18 protein-coding genes are annotated in these 14,940 nt (G+C 64.8%); 10 read left to right on the top strand and 8 right to left on the bottom strand.

All coding sequences use genetic code 11. From position 1 onward, the window contains the following. The 5 genes from kdpB to CH278_RS10505 all read right to left on the bottom strand — a co-directional run bounded on the left by kdpB (position 1) and on the right by CH278_RS10505 (position 4,864). The gene (gene kdpB, locus CH278_RS10525) at positions 1-2,013 is read right to left on the bottom strand and encodes a potassium-transporting ATPase subunit KdpB (RefSeq protein WP_032367714.1); all 2,013 of its coding nucleotides are present in this window, start codon (positions 2,011-2,013) and stop codon (positions 1-3) included. Then, positions 2,010-3,674 (bottom strand): potassium-transporting ATPase subunit KdpA, encoded by a 1,665-nt coding sequence (kdpA, locus tag CH278_RS10520; RefSeq protein WP_094621854.1) that lies wholly within the window; start codon positions 3,672-3,674, stop codon positions 2,010-2,012. Before kdpA ends, kdpB begins: the two co-directional genes overlap by 4 nt. Positions 3,675-3,681: 7 nt before the next feature. Continuing rightward, positions 3,682-3,765: a potassium-transporting ATPase subunit F gene (locus CH278_RS10515; RefSeq protein ID WP_072691966.1), complete on the bottom strand. Its 84-nt coding sequence runs from the start codon at positions 3,763-3,765 to the stop codon at positions 3,682-3,684. A gap of 98 nt (positions 3,766-3,863) precedes the next feature. Then, positions 3,864-4,322: a hypothetical protein gene (locus tag CH278_RS10510; protein ID WP_027495130.1), complete on the bottom strand. Its 459-nt coding sequence runs from the start codon at positions 4,320-4,322 to the stop codon at positions 3,864-3,866. Continuing rightward, positions 4,307-4,864 carry an RNA polymerase sigma factor gene (locus CH278_RS10505; protein ID WP_048318882.1) on the bottom strand — a complete coding sequence of 186 codons (558 nt, stop codon included), beginning with the start codon at positions 4,862-4,864 and terminating at the stop codon, positions 4,307-4,309. The genes CH278_RS10510 and CH278_RS10505 overlap by 16 nt, the downstream gene beginning before the upstream one ends. 120 nt (positions 4,865-4,984) lie before the next feature. Between CH278_RS10505 and CH278_RS10500 the strand changes: the two genes are divergently transcribed. From CH278_RS10500 to CH278_RS10470, 7 genes are read left to right on the top strand one after another with little or no spacing between them, the layout of a single operon-like run. Further along, on the top strand, positions 4,985-5,473 hold the full coding sequence (locus CH278_RS10500) for an Asp23/Gls24 family envelope stress response protein (protein ID WP_027495128.1): 489 nt from the start codon (positions 4,985-4,987) through the stop codon (positions 5,471-5,473). Then, on the top strand, positions 5,470-5,760 hold the full coding sequence (locus CH278_RS10495; RefSeq protein ID WP_027495127.1) for an Asp23/Gls24 family envelope stress response protein: 291 nt from the start codon (positions 5,470-5,472) through the stop codon (positions 5,758-5,760). Before CH278_RS10500 ends, CH278_RS10495 begins: the two co-directional genes overlap by 4 nt. Positions 5,761-5,779: 19 nt before the next feature. After that, positions 5,780-6,064, top strand: a complete 285-nt coding sequence (locus CH278_RS10490) for a hypothetical protein (protein ID WP_162182897.1) — start codon at positions 5,780-5,782, stop codon at positions 6,062-6,064. A 39-nt stretch (positions 6,065-6,103) separates the two neighbouring features. Continuing rightward, entirely contained in the window at positions 6,104-6,283 is a 180-nt protein-coding gene (locus CH278_RS10485; protein WP_027495126.1) for a hypothetical protein, read from the top strand. Beyond that, positions 6,276-6,689 (top strand): Asp23/Gls24 family envelope stress response protein, encoded by a 414-nt coding sequence (locus CH278_RS10480; protein WP_179274423.1) that lies wholly within the window; start codon positions 6,276-6,278, stop codon positions 6,687-6,689. The genes CH278_RS10485 and CH278_RS10480 overlap by 8 nt, the downstream gene beginning before the upstream one ends. Continuing rightward, on the top strand, positions 6,686-7,228 hold the full coding sequence (locus tag CH278_RS10475; protein ID WP_052053617.1) for a DUF6286 domain-containing protein: 543 nt from the start codon (positions 6,686-6,688) through the stop codon (positions 7,226-7,228). The genes CH278_RS10480 and CH278_RS10475 overlap by 4 nt, the downstream gene beginning before the upstream one ends. Positions 7,229-7,241: 13 nt before the next feature. Further along, positions 7,242-7,841, top strand: coding sequence for a hypothetical protein (locus CH278_RS10470; RefSeq protein WP_052053618.1), 600 nt, complete (start codon positions 7,242-7,244; stop codon positions 7,839-7,841). Here CH278_RS10470 and CH278_RS10465 read toward each other — a convergent pair. From CH278_RS10465 to CH278_RS10455, 3 genes are read right to left on the bottom strand one after another with little or no spacing between them, the layout of a single operon-like run. Then, a complete protein-coding gene (locus CH278_RS10465) occupies positions 7,834-8,814 on the bottom strand; it encodes an endonuclease/exonuclease/phosphatase family protein (protein ID WP_052053619.1) in 981 nt (326 codons plus the stop codon). The two genes, CH278_RS10470 and CH278_RS10465, sit on opposite strands and share 8 nt — an antisense overlap. Before the next feature lie 14 nt (positions 8,815-8,828). Then, the gene (locus CH278_RS10460; RefSeq protein WP_027495123.1) at positions 8,829-10,127 is read right to left on the bottom strand and encodes a lipase family protein; all 1,299 of its coding nucleotides are present in this window, start codon (positions 10,125-10,127) and stop codon (positions 8,829-8,831) included. Between the two features lie 60 nt (positions 10,128-10,187). Next, positions 10,188-11,609 (bottom strand): HNH endonuclease signature motif containing protein, encoded by a 1,422-nt coding sequence (locus CH278_RS10455; protein ID WP_179274424.1) that lies wholly within the window; start codon positions 11,607-11,609, stop codon positions 10,188-10,190. Here CH278_RS10455 and CH278_RS10450 point away from each other — a divergent pair. The 3 genes from CH278_RS10450 to CH278_RS10440 all read left to right on the top strand — a co-directional run bounded on the left by CH278_RS10450 (position 11,608) and on the right by CH278_RS10440 (position 14,896). Further along, positions 11,608-12,519, top strand: a complete 912-nt coding sequence (locus CH278_RS10450; protein ID WP_032392740.1) for a TIGR04222 domain-containing membrane protein — start codon at positions 11,608-11,610, stop codon at positions 12,517-12,519. The two genes, CH278_RS10455 and CH278_RS10450, sit on opposite strands and share 2 nt — an antisense overlap. Further along, positions 12,492-13,355 carry a DUF692 domain-containing protein gene (locus CH278_RS10445; RefSeq protein ID WP_052056561.1) on the top strand — a complete coding sequence of 288 codons (864 nt, stop codon included), beginning with the start codon at positions 12,492-12,494 and terminating at the stop codon, positions 13,353-13,355. Before CH278_RS10450 ends, CH278_RS10445 begins: the two co-directional genes overlap by 28 nt. A 311-nt stretch (positions 13,356-13,666) precedes the next feature. Beyond that, complete coding sequence (locus CH278_RS10440; protein ID WP_094621904.1) at positions 13,667-14,896, top strand: molybdopterin-dependent oxidoreductase; 1,230 nt, start codon at positions 13,667-13,669, stop codon at positions 14,894-14,896. Positions 14,897-14,940: the final 44 nt, after the last annotated feature.

The raw sequence follows: 14,940 nt of genomic DNA, 5'->3' as shown, positions 1-14,940 counted from the left end.
TCAGCCAATCCCTGGAATGAGTCGAACGAGCAGGTCGATGAGCCAGATACCGACGAACGGACTGATGACGCCGCCGACGCCGTAGACCAGTAGGTTCCGCCGCAGCAACGCAGCTGCGGACGCCGGGGTGTATCGAACACCTTTGAGTGCCAACGGAATCAGCGCCACGATGACGAGCGCATTGAAGATCACCGCGGACAGGATCGCCGATTCCGGGGTCGCCAGGTGCATGATGTTGAGCCCGCCCAGCTGGGGATAGACGGTGGAGAACATCGCCGGCAGAATCGCGAAGTACTTCGCCAAATCGTTGGCCAACGAGAATGTCGTCAGAGCACCGCGAGTGATGAGCAACTGCTTACCGATCTCGACGATCTCGATGAGTTTGGTCGGATCGGAATCGAGATCCACCATGTTGCCGGCTTCCTTGGCCGCCGAGGTGCCGGTGTTCATCGCGACACCGACGTCGGCCTGCGCGAGAGCCGGGGCGTCGTTGGTGCCGTCGCCGGTCATCGCAACGAGCCTGCCGCCTTCCTGCTCCTGCCGGATGAGCGTGAGCTTGTCCTCGGGAGTGGCCTCGGCCAGGTAGTCGTCGACACCTGCCTCGGCAGCAATGGCTTTGGCGGTCAGCGGATTGTCACCGGTGACCATCACGGTTCGGATGCCCATGGCCCGCAGCTGAGCGAACCGTTCGGCAATGCCGGGTTTGACGACGTCCGAGAGTTCGACGACACCGAGAGCGCGAGCAGCAGAACCGGTTTCACGTACCGCGACCACCAGCGGAGTGCCGCCGTTCTGCGCGATGTCGTGCACGGTGCCGTCCAGATCGGCCGTCCCGCCGCCGTCGCGAATCCAACTGTAGACCGAATCCGCTGCACCCTTGCGGATCTCCATGCCCGGTAGATCCAACCCGCTCATCCGAGTTTGCGCCGTGAACGCCACGAACTCGCCGCGCTCGGATTCACCTTCTGCCGTGACGGATTCGAAGTCTCGCTCGACCAGTTCGACGATACTGCGTCCCTCGGGGGTGCCGTCGGCCAGCGACGACAGCCGAGCTGCGCGAGCCAATTCGGCGGCGTCGATGCCCGTCGCCGGATGCAGGCCGGTGGCGCGGCGGTTACCGAAAGTGATGGTCCCGGTCTTGTCCATCAGCAAGGTGTCGATGTCGCCTGCCGCCTCCACTGCCCGGCCGGACATTGCCAGTACGTTGCGCTGCACCAACCGGTCCATGCCGGCGATACCGATGGCCGAGAGCAGTGCCCCGATGGTCGTGGGGATCAGGCAGACGAGCAGGGCAATCAGCTGGATTGGATCCTGTTGCTGTCCCGCGTAATTCGACATCGGACCGATGGCGACGACAGCGAAGAGAAACACGATGGTCAGCGACGCGAGCAGGATGTTCAGGGCGATCTCGTTCGGCGTCTTCTGCCGCGCCGCGCCCTCGACGAGGGCGATCATCCGATCCACGAACGTCTCGCCCTGCGCTGCAGTGATTTTGACGACGATCTCATCGGAGAGCACGATCGTGCCGCCGGTGACGGCCGACCGGTCACCTCCGGATTCACGGACCACGGGAGCCGACTCACCGGTGATCGCCGATTCGTCGACGGTTGCAATGCCCTCGATGACATCGCCGTCGCCGGGAATGACCTCACCGGCCGAGACGACGACCTCGTCGCCGACCTTCAATTCGGCACCGGCCACCTCGGTGATCACGAACTCGGCACCCGACGCCGTGCGTCGTCGAGCAGTGGTGTCTTGCTTCACCTTTCGCAGGCTGGCTGCCTGCGCCTTGCCGCGGCCTTCGGCGACGGATTCGGCGAGGTTCGCGAACAGCACCGTGAACCACAGCCAGCCGGTGACGAACCAGGCGAATACCGACGGCTGAGCGATCGACAGGATCGTCGTGACGATCGAGCCGAGGAAGACGACGAACATGACCGGGTTGCGGGCCAGGTGGCGCGGATCGAGTTTGCGGAACGCGCCGGGTAGAGCGGTGTTCAGTGACAGGTTCATTGCATGGCCTCTGCTATGGGTCCGAGAGCAAGTGCGGGGAAGAAGGTGAGGGCCGCGACCAGGATGGAGGTACCGATCAGCAGCGTGCCGAACAACGGTCCATCGGTGGGCAGGGTGCCGGCGTTGGGCGCGCTGCGTTTGGTCGTCGCCAGCGAACCGGCCAGTGCCAATACGAAGACGATCGGCAGAAAACGGCCGAGCAGCATCGCGATACCGAGGGAGATCTGGAACCAGTCGCTCGTCACCGTCAGGCCGCCGAACGCGCTGCCGTTGTTGTTCGATGCCGATGCATAGGCGTAGAGCACCTCGGTGAATCCGTGGATGCCCGGGTTGCCCTGATAGCTCGTCGTGGATTCGAGTATCACCGTGATCGACGTGCCGACGAGCACGAGGATCGGCATCACGAGAACCGAGAGCGCGGCCATCGTGATGGCCCGTCGACCCAGCTTCTTGCCGAGGAATTCCGGAGTTCGGCCGACGAGCAGACCACCGACGAAGACGGCGATGACCGCGAGCACCAGCAAGCCGTACAGACCGGTGCCGACGCCACCCGGCGCGATCTCGCCGAACAACATGTTCAGCAACACCGCTCCGCCGCCCAGCGCAGACATACTGTCGTGGGCCGAATTGACTGCGCCGGTGGATGTTCCGGTCGTCGACACCGCGAACAGCGCAGACGCCGGGATGCCGAAGCGAACTTCCTTGCCTTCCATCATCGCGCCCGCAGCCGTTGCTGCCACTCCACGGGTACCGGATTCGGCGAACAACGTCACCGCCAACAGCGTCGCCCACAGCGTCGCCATCACCGCCAACAGAGTCAGGCCCTGCTTGCGGTTGCCGATCATCGTGCCGAACGTACGAGTGAGGGCCACCGGAATCAGCAGCAACGAGATGATCTGCACGATGTTGGTCAGTGGTGTCGGGTTCTCGAACGGGTGCGCCGAGTTGGCCGCCAGAATGCCACCACCGTTGGTGCCGATCTCCTTGATCGCCTCCTGCGAGGCAACGGGCGCAAGCGCATTGGTGACCGTCTGCCCATCGAGACCGGTGGAGGTGAAGCCGGACGAGAACGACATCACAGTGCCCTGAGTCAGCATGATCACCGCGACGAGCACGGAGAGCGGCAGCAGAATACTGAGCGTCCCGCGCGTGAGGTCGACCCAGAAATTGCCGAGCTCACCGCCCGTCGACACCCGAACGAAGCCGCGCACGACGGCGATCGCCACCGCGAGACCGACTGCAGCAGAGACGAAGTTCTGCACCGCCAGCCCCAGCGGCTGCGTCAGATTCGACAGCGTGGTCTCGGGAACGTACGACTGCCAGTTGGTGTTGGTGACGAACGACGCCGCAGTGTTGAACGCCATCGCAGGACTCACCCCCGACAGGCCACCGTTCAGCGGGAGCACACCCTGAATCCGCTGCAGTACGAACAGGAATACGACCCCGGCGAACGAGAACCCGAGCAGGCTGGTGGAATAGCCGACCCAGGTCTGTTCCGACGACGAGTTCACCCGGGCCACCCGATAGAGCAGACTCTCGACGCGAGTGTCGTGGGTCGAACCGAACACCCGGGCCATGTAGTCACCGAGCGGCACGTACGCCGCCGCCAACACGACTATCACGATGCCGATCTGAAGACCGGCAAGCAGAGCAGGATTCATGGCGCCGTCAGAACCTCTCCGGATCGAGAAGAGCGACGAACAGGTAGACCGCGACGAACGCGGCCACCGTGAGACAGAGCAATTCGGTCATTGCTCGATCTTGAATCCCACCAGCGAACGAAAACGCGTTCCTTACGCTTTCCTACGCCCACGACCTGCGGTCATGACGGAGTTTTTACGCTGGCCCCGCTAGCGCTCCTCGATGTCGTCGACGCGGATTTCGACCGCATCCCTGCCGAGGGTGACGCCGAGCAGGTCCGCGACCACGTCGATGGCGATCGATGCCAGTTCTTCGCCTGCCGCCTGCAGATCGTCGCCGTACACGCCGATCACCGCGACGAACAGGCCTGTGCAGGCGTGATCGTCGAGATCGAGGTCGATCTCGGTGGGCTGTGCACCGTGTACGCCCGCGAGAGCACGGCGCAACGTCGTCTTGACGATGTGATCGCTGATCCGCAGTGAGTCCCGTGGATCAGCCGCTGAACCCGCCGGGAAGACGCTGTCGATCGGCCAGGTGCGGCGCGTCGTATTGCGCACTTTCGCGAGGATGGACGAGCTGATGTCCACCCAGTTCGGTTCCTGCGGTGCCTCCCGAAGCTCGGTGGCAGCACGCGCGAGAACCGCATTCGGTTCTACCGGGTTCGCCATGTCGCCAACCTTTCGCTCAATGTTGCTCGTGCTCTGGTCAATTGACCTCGTACTGCTCCTGCGGACAACGTCATGATCGCGCCGATCTCCGGATGGGTCAGGCCCTCGACCTCCCGAAGCAACCAGCAGGCCCGCTGCCGATAGGGCAACTCCGCCAGTGCCACACCCAATTCGGCCATGAAGCTGTCTGCTTCGACGTCCGCCTCGGGATCACTGCCCGCGCCCGTGCTCTTGCGCTCGAATACCCAGTCTTCCGCAGGAGGAACGCTGCGACGCCGGCGATGATCTATCACTTTGTGCGAGACCAACGAGAACAGCCAGGTGCGCAGAGCCGAATCGCCCCGGAAGTTGTCGAGCCCCTTCCACGCTGCGACGAACGCGTCCTGCACCACCTCCTCTGCTGCACCCTGATCGGACAGCATGTTTCGGGCGTACCGAAACATCTCCGGTCCGTATCGGCCCACGATCTCCTCGAACGCATCCGTCTCGCCGAGCGCGGCTGCGCCGACGAGTACGCGGTCCGACGCATCTCTCCACTCCATCGGGCCCCCAGACGTAATCTATGACGTAGGTCACTTTATTTGTACGTGCGTTTCGGTGATCGAGCTACGACCAACTCCTGACACACACTGTGCACCACTACTCAGCGAAGAGAGGCAGTCATGAGCTCCACGACGGACACCAAGGCAACCGTATCCGCAGCAGGCGAAGGCAAGACCGACATCACCACGAAGTCGGATTCCGTGCTCGTCAGCTCGCAGGGCCGCACCACCATTGCCGATACCGTCGTCTCGAAGATCGCCGGCATCGCCACCCGTGAGGTCCAGGGCGTACATGCCGTCGGCGGCGGAGCGAGCCGTGCGATCGGTGCCCTGCGCGAGCGTATCCCGGGTGCCCGCGTCAACCAGTCGCAGGGCGTCTCGGTCGAGGTCGGCGAGCGTCAGGCAGCGGTCGACATCGACATCGTCGCCGATTACGGCGTCTCGATCGCAGACCTCGCAGCAGGCATTCGTCGCAACGTCATCAACGCCGTCGAGCGCATGACGGGCCTCGAGGTCACCGAGGTCAACATCGTCGTTCACGACATCTACCTGGACGACGGCTCGGACGAAGAGGAGACCACCGAGACCGCCTCCACCCGAGTGCAGTGACCGACCCGAACCCGACGGACCGTGACAAGTCCGAGGACATCGCCGACGCCGTACAGGCGATCGACGGTGTCGTCGGGCTGCACGGCGGCATGTTCGGCGAGGCTGCGACCTATCTACCCGGACGCCGCGTCGCCGGCATCCGGATCGCAGACGACGGCACCGAGGTACACGTCACTCTCCAGTTCGGCTACGCCGTACGGGAGACCGCCGAGGCAGTGCGTAGCACCGTCGCGGCAATGGTCGACGGGCCCGTGCACGTCACAGTCGAGGATGTCGTCCGGGTCTGAATTGTGCGAGTCTGACCAGGTGAACGAGCATTCAGCGCGCGACCGGGCCGCCGCGTACAAGGCGGCCCGGCGCGCTGTGGCCCGAGAACACCACCCCGACATCGGTGGTGATCCCGCCCGGTACATGGCAGAGCTCGCGGAAGTCGACCGCCGGTTCGCCGTACTTCCGTCGACTCCGATCAACACTGCCAGCGCACCGACAGCGTTCCGCTCGTCCTCGGTACCGACGCCACTGCGCACACTGCCGAAACGCATCGCCCGGCTCCGCAAACGCGTCACTCGACGCAACTACTTCGACATCTGAACCCTCGACATCCGAACACTCTGACTGGAGATCAAGACCATGACCACTGCAACCATCGGTTTGTTCGTGGGACTTCTGCTGGCCATCGCCGCAGCAGCCGGCGGCTTCACCGGCTTCCTCATCGCCATCGTCCTCGGCGGACTCGGTTTCTTCGTCGGCCGCTACATCGACGGTGAACTGGATCTGAACTCGATCATGCGTGGTCGCGGTCGTGACTGACACAGCAGCAGCCCCCACGACCCCCGGGACACCGGCAGCAACCCCGGGGTCACTCGCGGACCCCGGCGATCGCGGTTCCCTGGAGATCAAGCACAAGGCAGTCGAACGCCTGGCCGTTCTTGCGGCCCGCGGCACCGACTCCGTCACCGACCGCCAGCCCGGACTGCACCTCCTCGGTGGGCGTGATCTGCCGAAGGCCGATGTGACGATCACCGGCGAGCGCGTGCGAGCGAAGGTCTCCGTCGGAGTCACCTGGCCCTCGCCGTTGGCCGAAGTGGCTGCGAACGTTCGCGCCGCCGTGGCCAGAGACCTGTCCGAACTCGGTATCTACACCGTCGACCGAGTCGACGTGACGGTCGAATGCATACCGGCCGAGCCCACCAGCGAAGAAGGGAGAGTGCAGTGACAGAGCAAGCAAGCAAGAAGCCGGTGGCCAACCCCACCGCAGCTGTTCCGGCCGTCCTGTTCGCTCTCGTTCTCATCGCCGCCGGAGTCGTACTCGGACGCGAGGCGCTGCTGAAGCTGGGCGCTCTCGACGGCTCCGAGTGGGTCGGCCCGGCCGCATCGAACCTCGACGGGCTCACCGCTCAGCAGTGGATGCTGCCCGCAGGTATCGCCGCCGTCGTCATCGGATTCGTTCTCGTGTTCGTGGCAATTCGCCCACGTCGTCGCACCCACCGTGCTCTCACCGAGCAGGGCGTCTGGCTTCGTAAGGGCGACGTCGCTGCCGTCGCGCGATCTGCCGCCCTGGACAGTGTCGGCGTCGACACCGCGTCCGCCAAGGCGGGCAACAAGAAGGTCACCGTCGCCGTCTCCACCGTGGCCGGTACCGACACCTCGGCTCTCAAATCCGCGGTCGTGACGTCCGTGGACGACGCCCTCCGCCCACTCGCGTCGGCACCCAAGGTGCGTACCCGAGTGCGCACGACAGGACAGGCCTCATGAAAGGACAGCAGCTGTGAAACGTGCAACCGCATCGCTCGACCGCACCGGCACAGCCGTCGTCGGGCTGGCTCTGATCGCTCTCGGCGGCGGAGCCATCGCGTGGGAACGCGGCGAGCTTCCCGGCCGCGAGCGGCTGGACGCCGCGTTCGTCGACACCGCCGTCGACGCCGGTTGGTGGCCCTGGGCTCTCGGCGTCGCCGCTGTCGTGCTGATCCTGCTGGGTCTGTGGTGGTTGCTCGCGCACCTGCCGCGCCGATCGGTCGGGACCGTGGCCTTCGGATCCACGTCGGCCGACGTCACGAACGTGGAGGGAGAGCAGGTCGACGGCAGGCTCAGCGTCGACCTCGGCACCGCCGCCCGTAGTGCAGCCAAGTCGCTGGCAGGTCACGACGGAATCGTCTCGGCCTCCGGTCGCTCTGTCTCGGACAGGGGACAGCGCGTGGTCGAGATCGTCGCGACGCTCGACCCAGCCGTCACGTCCCTCGAGCAGGTCTCCGACGCCGCAGCACGGACCCGTGACGACATCGTGACCTCACTCGACGGAACTCCAGCCAAGGTGCGAATTCTGTTGCAGTGCGGCAAGTCTCGCAAGCAGTCGGCGCGCGTCAGCTGACTCCGGAGAACTCGATCTCCCCGATCAGACCGTGGTGGTCCGATCCCGGGAGGTCGATTCTTTCCAGCGATCGGGCGTGCCCGGAATTGGTGAGAATGTGGTCGATGCCGACGACGGCCGGAGTGCCTTTGTCCGTGGGATAGGTCGGTATCAGCCCCATCCCCAATTGTGCTGCAGCGTCGGAATATCCGGCATCGAGTAGGTTCCTGAACTTCTTGTGCGAATACGTGGTGTTGAAATCACCGCTGACGATGACGGGACCGCTCGCAGACACCGCCTCGAGATCGCTACGGAGCGTGTCCAATTCGGCAGTCCAGATATCGGCCGGGGTGACGTATGCCGGGCCGGGATGGACGGCCAGGAGCGTCACTGGCTCCGATCCGGGAACGTCGACGGAGGTGGCCAGGTTCACCGGCCCGAAGCCATCCAGTTCGCGGTTGTCGGACAGCGGTGTGCGACTGTAGATTCCGGCACCTCCACCACCCGTCGGCAACGCTCGCAGGTAGCTGTACGGAAAGAGTTGCTCCATGCCGGCATCACGCAGCCCGAGCACCGACGCATCGGTCAGCTCTTGGATCGTCACGACGTCGACGGCGTGGTCGCGTGCCGATCCGACGACGACCGACGGATCGGCGCTGCCCACCATCAGGTTGGCCTGCATCACCCGCAGCCGGACGGCATCGCCGCTCGCCTCGTCCTGAGATGCCGCGTCGGCCACGTACAGAGGTGCGTACGCCACTGCGGCTGCTGCCAACACGACCGCCGACACCGCCGCCAGAATCCATTGCCTACCGATCAACGCGACGACGGCACCGACCACGACGGCGACGAGCATCAGGGGAACGAACGATGCCAGCGCGATCAGAACGTTGATGCGGGTGTCGGTGTAGTACGCCCCCATCGCGACGAGTCCGGTGACGATGCCCAGCGTCGCGATCGTTCCGGTGAGAATCCGTACCCAGGTTCGCTGCATCGCACCGAGAGTAGCTACGCCCTGACGCCGACGGTCAATGCTCGGACGGTTGTCCAGGTCAGAGACATCAAGCCCCGTACAGCCGCGAACGAGAACGCCGTCGACCACACCGTTCTGGTCGCCGGTTCGGCAACAGGAAGGCCGGCGAATCGATCGGCCAGCCAATCGAGGGTCAGGGGCGCACTGAGCGGATGCAGCGACAGGTGCTCGCTCAGCCGATCTCGCAGGTAGGTCACGTGTGCGCCGGCTTCGAGATACCGATCGACCTGGCCGTCGACGTCGTCGACGGCAATGATCTGGTCGTGCACGGCCTGCACGACCAGCAACGGCACCGACGGAGCGGTGCGACCGGGCTGGATGTCCTGGAACACCTGCACGATCTCGGGTAGGGCGAGCAGGTCGGCGAGCGGAATGTCGATGTAGTTGTCGAGATCGTGCCGAGCCAGCCGTCTGACGGCGCGAACGGTCGTCATCGATTCGACGGAATCGAGAATGCGCATTCCGTCCTCGCTGACGTACTGACGCACCACGCGATCGAGATCGGGGTAGGTGCGTCGCAGTCCCGCGACAACAAGCGTCGGCAGAGCCGCGTGCAGCGTCGCGTTGAGCCTGGTAAACGCAGAACCCGGATCGCCGACGGGGGAGCCGAGGGCGGCACCGACGAGTTCGAGCTCCGGCGCGTACTCGGGGGCCATTTCTGCGGCCCACGACGTCGCGAGCCCGCCGCCCGAATATCCCCACAATGCGACGGGTGTGCTCTCGTGCAGTTCCAACGACTCGAACGACAGCGCCGCGCGGATCGCGTCGAGTGTGCAGAATCCTGGTTCCTGCGGCGACCCCCAATGTCCGTCCGGTCCCTCGTGGTCGGGGATCGAGATGGTCCATCCGCGGCGCAGGGCATGCAGAACCAGCAGAAACTCGAACTGAGGAACTGCGCCGAGGGCCTTCGAGCCGCGTCGAAGCGCGTAGGACGGAAAACACGAGGACGCGACGCCGTCGATGGCGCACTGGTACGAGAGCAACACCGGTTCGCCATTCTGCGGTCGCAGCACCGTCGTCACACTGGCCTGCGGTATACCGCCCAGATCGGCGGTTCGGTAGAGCAGCTGCCATGCGTCGACTCGCTGTCGCACGTGGCCGAACATCGCGACCTCGACCGGCCTCACCTTGAGAATCGTCCCCGGTAGAGCCGTTTCGTAGCCCTCGGGCGCGGCGTAGAACGGGTCGTTCTCCGGCCTGGTTGCATCCTCGCAGCTCGGCCATTGTTCCACCGGCCAGGACTGTTCGTCCGCCATCGATCTGTCGACGCTCATATCCCACCGCTTCTTGTCCGAGTCTCTTCGTCACACTAACTTGCCCTGAACGGCCCCTTTTCATGCAGCCTGCTGCCAGTTGGTGATCAGAACGTCGGTCGCGTAGCTGAGGTCGAGGCCTTCCCCGCCCCAGTTCGGGACAATGGCGTCGGGTTCGATGTGCTGATATTGCCGCCGGAGGACCTCCGCGTCTCCGGACAGCGCCGGCGGATGAACCATCTCTGCTCCCGATGGGTGCCGGAACGTGAATCGTTGGTTGCCGAGGGATTCGATGAGGAAGTAGCCGTCGTGCAGTGCTCGATGGTGTTCGCCGCACAGCAGGACCAAGTTGTCGAGCGAGGTCGCACCTCCCCGCGAGCGGTAGGTGACGTGGTGAGCATGCAGAAACCGGGTGCGCCTGCACCCGGGCACCGAGCAGCATCGATCGCGAATGATCAACTGACGCAACTGGGTTCGACTCGGAGCTTCGGCCGTGGTACTCCACCGCACAGTTTTCCCCAGCCGGCCGTGACCGACGACTCTCATCACCGACGAACACAACACCTGGGCGAGAGTTTCGTCGTCCAGACCAGGTCCGTCGTCGAAATGAGCATGATCACACCCTGCTTCGGTGCTGTCTCCGAGGTGGACCAACACGTCCGCGGCAGGTGAGACGACCGGAGAATCGATGGCGTCACACACCATCTCCGCCATTGCGACGAGCGCAGGAACGGGGTTCGGCGGTGCCGGGGCCGACCGGTCACCCTCGGATTCCACCTCCGTGCGAGTGCGCTCGTACTCGGCCCTGGTCACCGCAGCCAGAAATCGCTTGCCGTCCTCGGGCCGAAAGCGCGCCGTCACCACGAGCGAGCCGTCCTCGTCGTCCCAGCGCCACCGTCCCACACACGGATCGAGGTCGACGCCGTTGCCTCTGGTCGGCCTCATCGCCTTCTTCAGACCACGGCAGAGACGTTCGATGTGCGCGGCGGGTGCATCGAGCGCCTTCTGCAACAGTGACGCTTCGTTGTCGGCTGTTGCGACACGGGTCATCGCGCGCACCTTCGAGTACGACACCGTGCCGCTCAGGTACGCAGAGGTGATCAGGGGCAGCTCGCGCATCGCCTTGGCCACCCGTACCTGCTCACGGGCAGTGTGCAGATCGACTCCCGCGCGCCAGGACAACCAGTGCGCACAGGACCTCGTCTCCCACGCGGCCCACCCACGTCGAGCATCGAACTCACCGACCAGGATCAGATACTGCGCAGATGCAGCCGCGATCTGGCCCGCCAGCGCGCATATCTCCGTCTCGATGTCTGCAGTCTCGACCATGAATGCCCCCACTCGTCGAATGTACGTTCGATGACAGTACGACGAGGCACCGACAAGAACGACGAGAAACCGACGCACCCGTCCCCGCGGGGACGTCGTCGGGGTTGCTTTCTCGCCCACGGGCCCGATACTGAGCATCAGATGCTGGATCCGACGGAAAGTGGGTGTGGCCATGAGCGGTTCGGACACCTGGGGCATCCCCAGCACAGACTTTCTCCGCTGGTACCTGCTCGCGGCAGTTCTCGCGATACTCCTGACGATGGCGGGGAACTGGATAGCCGCTCACCGATCGACCCCGGTGACGTCGGCAGGCCGCGTGCTCACACCACCCGAAGTAGGTGTGCTCACCAGCGACTCCCAGGCAGTGATGGCGTCGTTGGCCATACTTCGCGGTGCCGAGATCATCGACTCGCAAGGAAGAAAGCGCCGCGAGCTGAGCGCCATCGAGCGCTCACAGCTGGACTGGTTCACCCGCACCGTTCTCGAACGCCTCGGTAGCGGTAAAGCACCCCTGGTTCGCTCCAGGCTGGTGGCGAACATGTCCGGCACCTGCGCGCAACTGCGGAGCACTCTCGTCGACGAGGGTCTGCTGCACGGCGCACGCGGCTCCGCTGTCACACGGGTATTCCCGGTGGTCTTCGTCATCGCAGTCGGAATTGCCCGCATCGTCGCCGGCACCGCGAACGGCAAGCCCGTCTGGTTTCTCGTCGCGATCGTGCTCGTCCTGTTCGCGGCGGTGCCGGTTCTGCTTCGTCGACGCCGTCGGACAGCTGCGGGCGACACCGAACTACGCCGGCTCCGCGCCGAGAACGACTACCTTTCACCCCGCGCGCGACCGTCCTTCACCGCCTACGGGCCGACTCGTGCCGGAATGTCGGCAGCCATTTTCGGAGCAGGGGCCCTGCTGATGCTCGATCCGGCGATGGCCGGTGCACTCAGCTACGGCACCGCCCAGGCCGGTGGGGCCGCGTCGTTCGGCTTCGGCGGCGACAGCGGAGGCAGCGGAGGCAGCGGAGGCGACGGCGGCAGTAGCAGTTGCGGCGGTGGCGGTGGGGGATGCGGCGGCGGAGGTTGTGGAGGTTGAACATCGACACAGTGCCCGTCGGGCTCGGAATCGGTTGGCGCTCGGAGATATCCGGCATCGTCTCGGAACTCCCGGGGCTGTCGTTCTGCGAGGTCATCGCCGAATCGATCGGTGAGCAGGCACCCGATCGCCTCGTCGCATTGGGAGTTCCCGTCGTCACGCACGGAATCTCGTTGTCCTTGGGCGGTGCCGAGCCGGTGGAACAGCACCGTATCGACCGACTGGCACGAGTGTCATCCATGCTCGGATCCCCGCTGGTGAGCGAGCACATCGCCTTCGTCCGCGCCGACGGCATCGAGGCCGGTCATCTGCTTCCGGTACCACGCACCCACGAAGCCCTGACGGCGCTCGCGCGAAACATCGCACGAACGCAGGATGGTGTGCCGGTTCCGCTGGCGGTGGAAAACATTGCAGCCCTGTTCGATTGGCCGGAAGACCAATTGACCGAGAGTGAGTTCCTGGCAGAACTCGTCGAGCGGACCGGCGTGAGCCTGGTGCTCGACATCGCCAACGTGTACGCGAACGCACTCAATCGAGGCCGCGACCCGTGGACCGAACTCGAACGCCTGCCGCTGGATCGAATTGCCTACTGCCACATCGCCGGTGGCACGGTCCGTGGCGGCATCTATCACGACACCCACACTGCGCCCGTGCCCGACGAAGTCCTCGAATTACTACGGACCTTTGCGATGGCCGGTCATCGCACGCCCCTGATGCTCGAACGCGACGGTCACTATCCACCCGAGGCCGAGCTACTCGCAGAACTGGATGCGATCGCGGATGCGGCGGGACTCGATCGCATCACCGGGGTACGGACGTCCGGGTACGCGAGGTGAACGACGACCTGGCGCGCCGTCAAGAAGAGTTGGTACGCGCTCTCGTGGCAGGTGGGCCACTGCCCGCCGAATTCGATTCTGCGACAGTGGACACTGTCCGAGCGGCGTTGCTGAACAAACGAGCGGCCGAGATCGCGGCACGCTATCCGGCACTGCCCTCGGCGTTGGGCGACCGATACGAAATGCTGTTCCGCCGATGGGCGTCCAGCCGCCCCACGGTGTCGACGGCCGAGGATGCCGAGGCCTTCTACCGAGCCATGGAACAGGAAGGGGAACTCGCCGCCACACATCCGGGACGGGTCGGGCAGCGAATGCCATACATGGCCGACGCACCCAACCCGCTCGCGCGCTTTCGCAGTCCGCTGCGCAGCACGTGGTTGACGTCGGTGTTCGGCGCGGTGCTGCTCGTTGCGCTGCCGATCGTGATTCTGACGGGCCTACTGTCCTACAGCGCGTACGGGCCGCAGTTCGGCCAGGCCAAACCAGGTGCCGTCGGGTGGTTGCGCTTACCGTTCTTCGACTGGCCGACGAACCCGGCCTGGCTGTACCAGCTGACGCAGGGCCTGCACGTCGGGCTGGGCCTGATCATCGTCCCGCTCGTCATCGCCAAGCTCTGGTCGGTGATGCCCAAGCTCGTCGAACTGCCGCCGGTGCGGTCGCCGGCACATGCACTCGAACGACTGTCGCTGCTGGCACTCGTCGGAGGCCTGCTGTTCGAGATCGTGACCGGCGTGCTGAACATCCAGTACGACTACGTGTTCGGCTTCGACTTCTACGCCGCTCACTACTACGGTGCCTGGGTTTTCATCGCCGGATTCCTGGTGCACCTCGGCCTCAAGGTGCCGCTGATGTGGCGGACCCTTCGATCGGAATCGTTGATGGACGTCCTGCGCGCCCGCAACGAAGCGCCGAGCCGGCCACACCAGACCATGAGCCGACGCGGTGCGATCGGATTGGTCGCCGCCGGAATGGGTTTCGTGGCCGTGTTGACGGTGGGGCAGACCGTCGGCGGCGTCCTGCGCAAGGCAGCAATTCTCCTTCCGCGGGGACGTTCGTACGGCGACGGGCCCAACGACTTTCAGATCAATCGCACTGCCGAGGCGGCCGGGGTCACCGAAGAACAGACGGGCGCAGACTGGACACTGTCCGTCGAAAGTACTTCGGAGCACATGGAACCGGTGGTTCTCTCCCGCGGCAGGCTGCTGTCGATGACTCAGCACACCGCCGAACTTCCCATCGCCTGTGTCGAAGGATGGTCGACCACGCAGAGTTGGACGGGCGTTCCGTTGGCCGAACTCGCAGCATTGGCAGGTGTACCCGCACCCAGGTCCGCGGAAGTCATCTCGATAGAACAGGGTGGCCCATTCGGTCGTGCTGTGCTGCAGGGTAATCAAGCGCTCCATCCCGATTCACTGTTGGCATTGAAAGTCAACGGCGTCGATCTCTCGCTCGATCACGGCTACCCGGCACGCATCATCGTTCCCGCGCTTCCCGGTGTGCACAACACCAAGTGGGTGGCGCGCATCGTGTTCCGTTCGTGACTTTGCAAAACCGCCCGGATGGTCGAGAATCTTTCATCGGTGGC

Origin of the sequence: Rhodococcus sp. 05-2254-5 (assembly GCF_002258575.1) — a bacterium.
GTDB classification, from domain to species: Bacteria; Actinomycetota; Actinomycetes; order Mycobacteriales; family Mycobacteriaceae; genus Rhodococcoides; species Rhodococcoides fascians.
The sequence above is the reverse complement of the archived record's forward strand: the minus strand, read 5'-3'. Positions and strand labels throughout refer to the sequence as shown.

Excerpts from the sequence above, each read along its gene's own strand:
- kdpB (WP_032367714.1), bottom strand. The coding sequence starts at position 2,013 with ATGAACCTGTCACTGAACACCGCTCTACCCGGCGCGTTCCGCAAACTC.
- kdpA (WP_094621854.1), bottom strand. The coding sequence starts at position 3,674 with ATGAATCCTGCTCTGCTTGCCGGTCTTCAGATCGGCATCGTGATAGTC.
- CH278_RS10515 (WP_072691966.1), bottom strand. The coding sequence starts at position 3,765 with ATGACCGAATTGCTCTGTCTCACGGTGGCCGCGTTCGTCGCGGTCTAC.
- CH278_RS10510 (WP_027495130.1), bottom strand. The coding sequence starts at position 4,322 with ATGGCGAACCCGGTAGAACCGAATGCGGTTCTCGCGCGTGCTGCCACC.
- CH278_RS10505 (WP_048318882.1), bottom strand. The coding sequence starts at position 4,864 with ATGGAGTGGAGAGATGCGTCGGACCGCGTACTCGTCGGCGCAGCCGCG.
- CH278_RS10500 (WP_027495128.1), top strand. The coding sequence starts at position 4,985 with ATGAGCTCCACGACGGACACCAAGGCAACCGTATCCGCAGCAGGCGAA.
- CH278_RS10485 (WP_027495126.1), top strand. The coding sequence starts at position 6,104 with ATGACCACTGCAACCATCGGTTTGTTCGTGGGACTTCTGCTGGCCATC.
- CH278_RS10465 (WP_052053619.1), bottom strand. The coding sequence starts at position 8,814 with ATGCAGCGAACCTGGGTACGGATTCTCACCGGAACGATCGCGACGCTG.
- CH278_RS10460 (WP_027495123.1), bottom strand. The coding sequence starts at position 10,127 with ATGAGCGTCGACAGATCGATGGCGGACGAACAGTCCTGGCCGGTGGAA.
- CH278_RS10450 (WP_032392740.1), top strand. The coding sequence starts at position 11,608 with ATGAGCGGTTCGGACACCTGGGGCATCCCCAGCACAGACTTTCTCCGC.
- CH278_RS10455 (WP_179274424.1), bottom strand. The coding sequence starts at position 11,609 with ATGGCCACACCCACTTTCCGTCGGATCCAGCATCTGATGCTCAGTATC.
- CH278_RS10445 (WP_052056561.1), top strand. The coding sequence starts at position 12,492 with ATGCGGCGGCGGAGGTTGTGGAGGTTGAACATCGACACAGTGCCCGTC.
- CH278_RS10440 (WP_094621904.1), top strand. The coding sequence starts at position 13,667 with ATGCCATACATGGCCGACGCACCCAACCCGCTCGCGCGCTTTCGCAGT.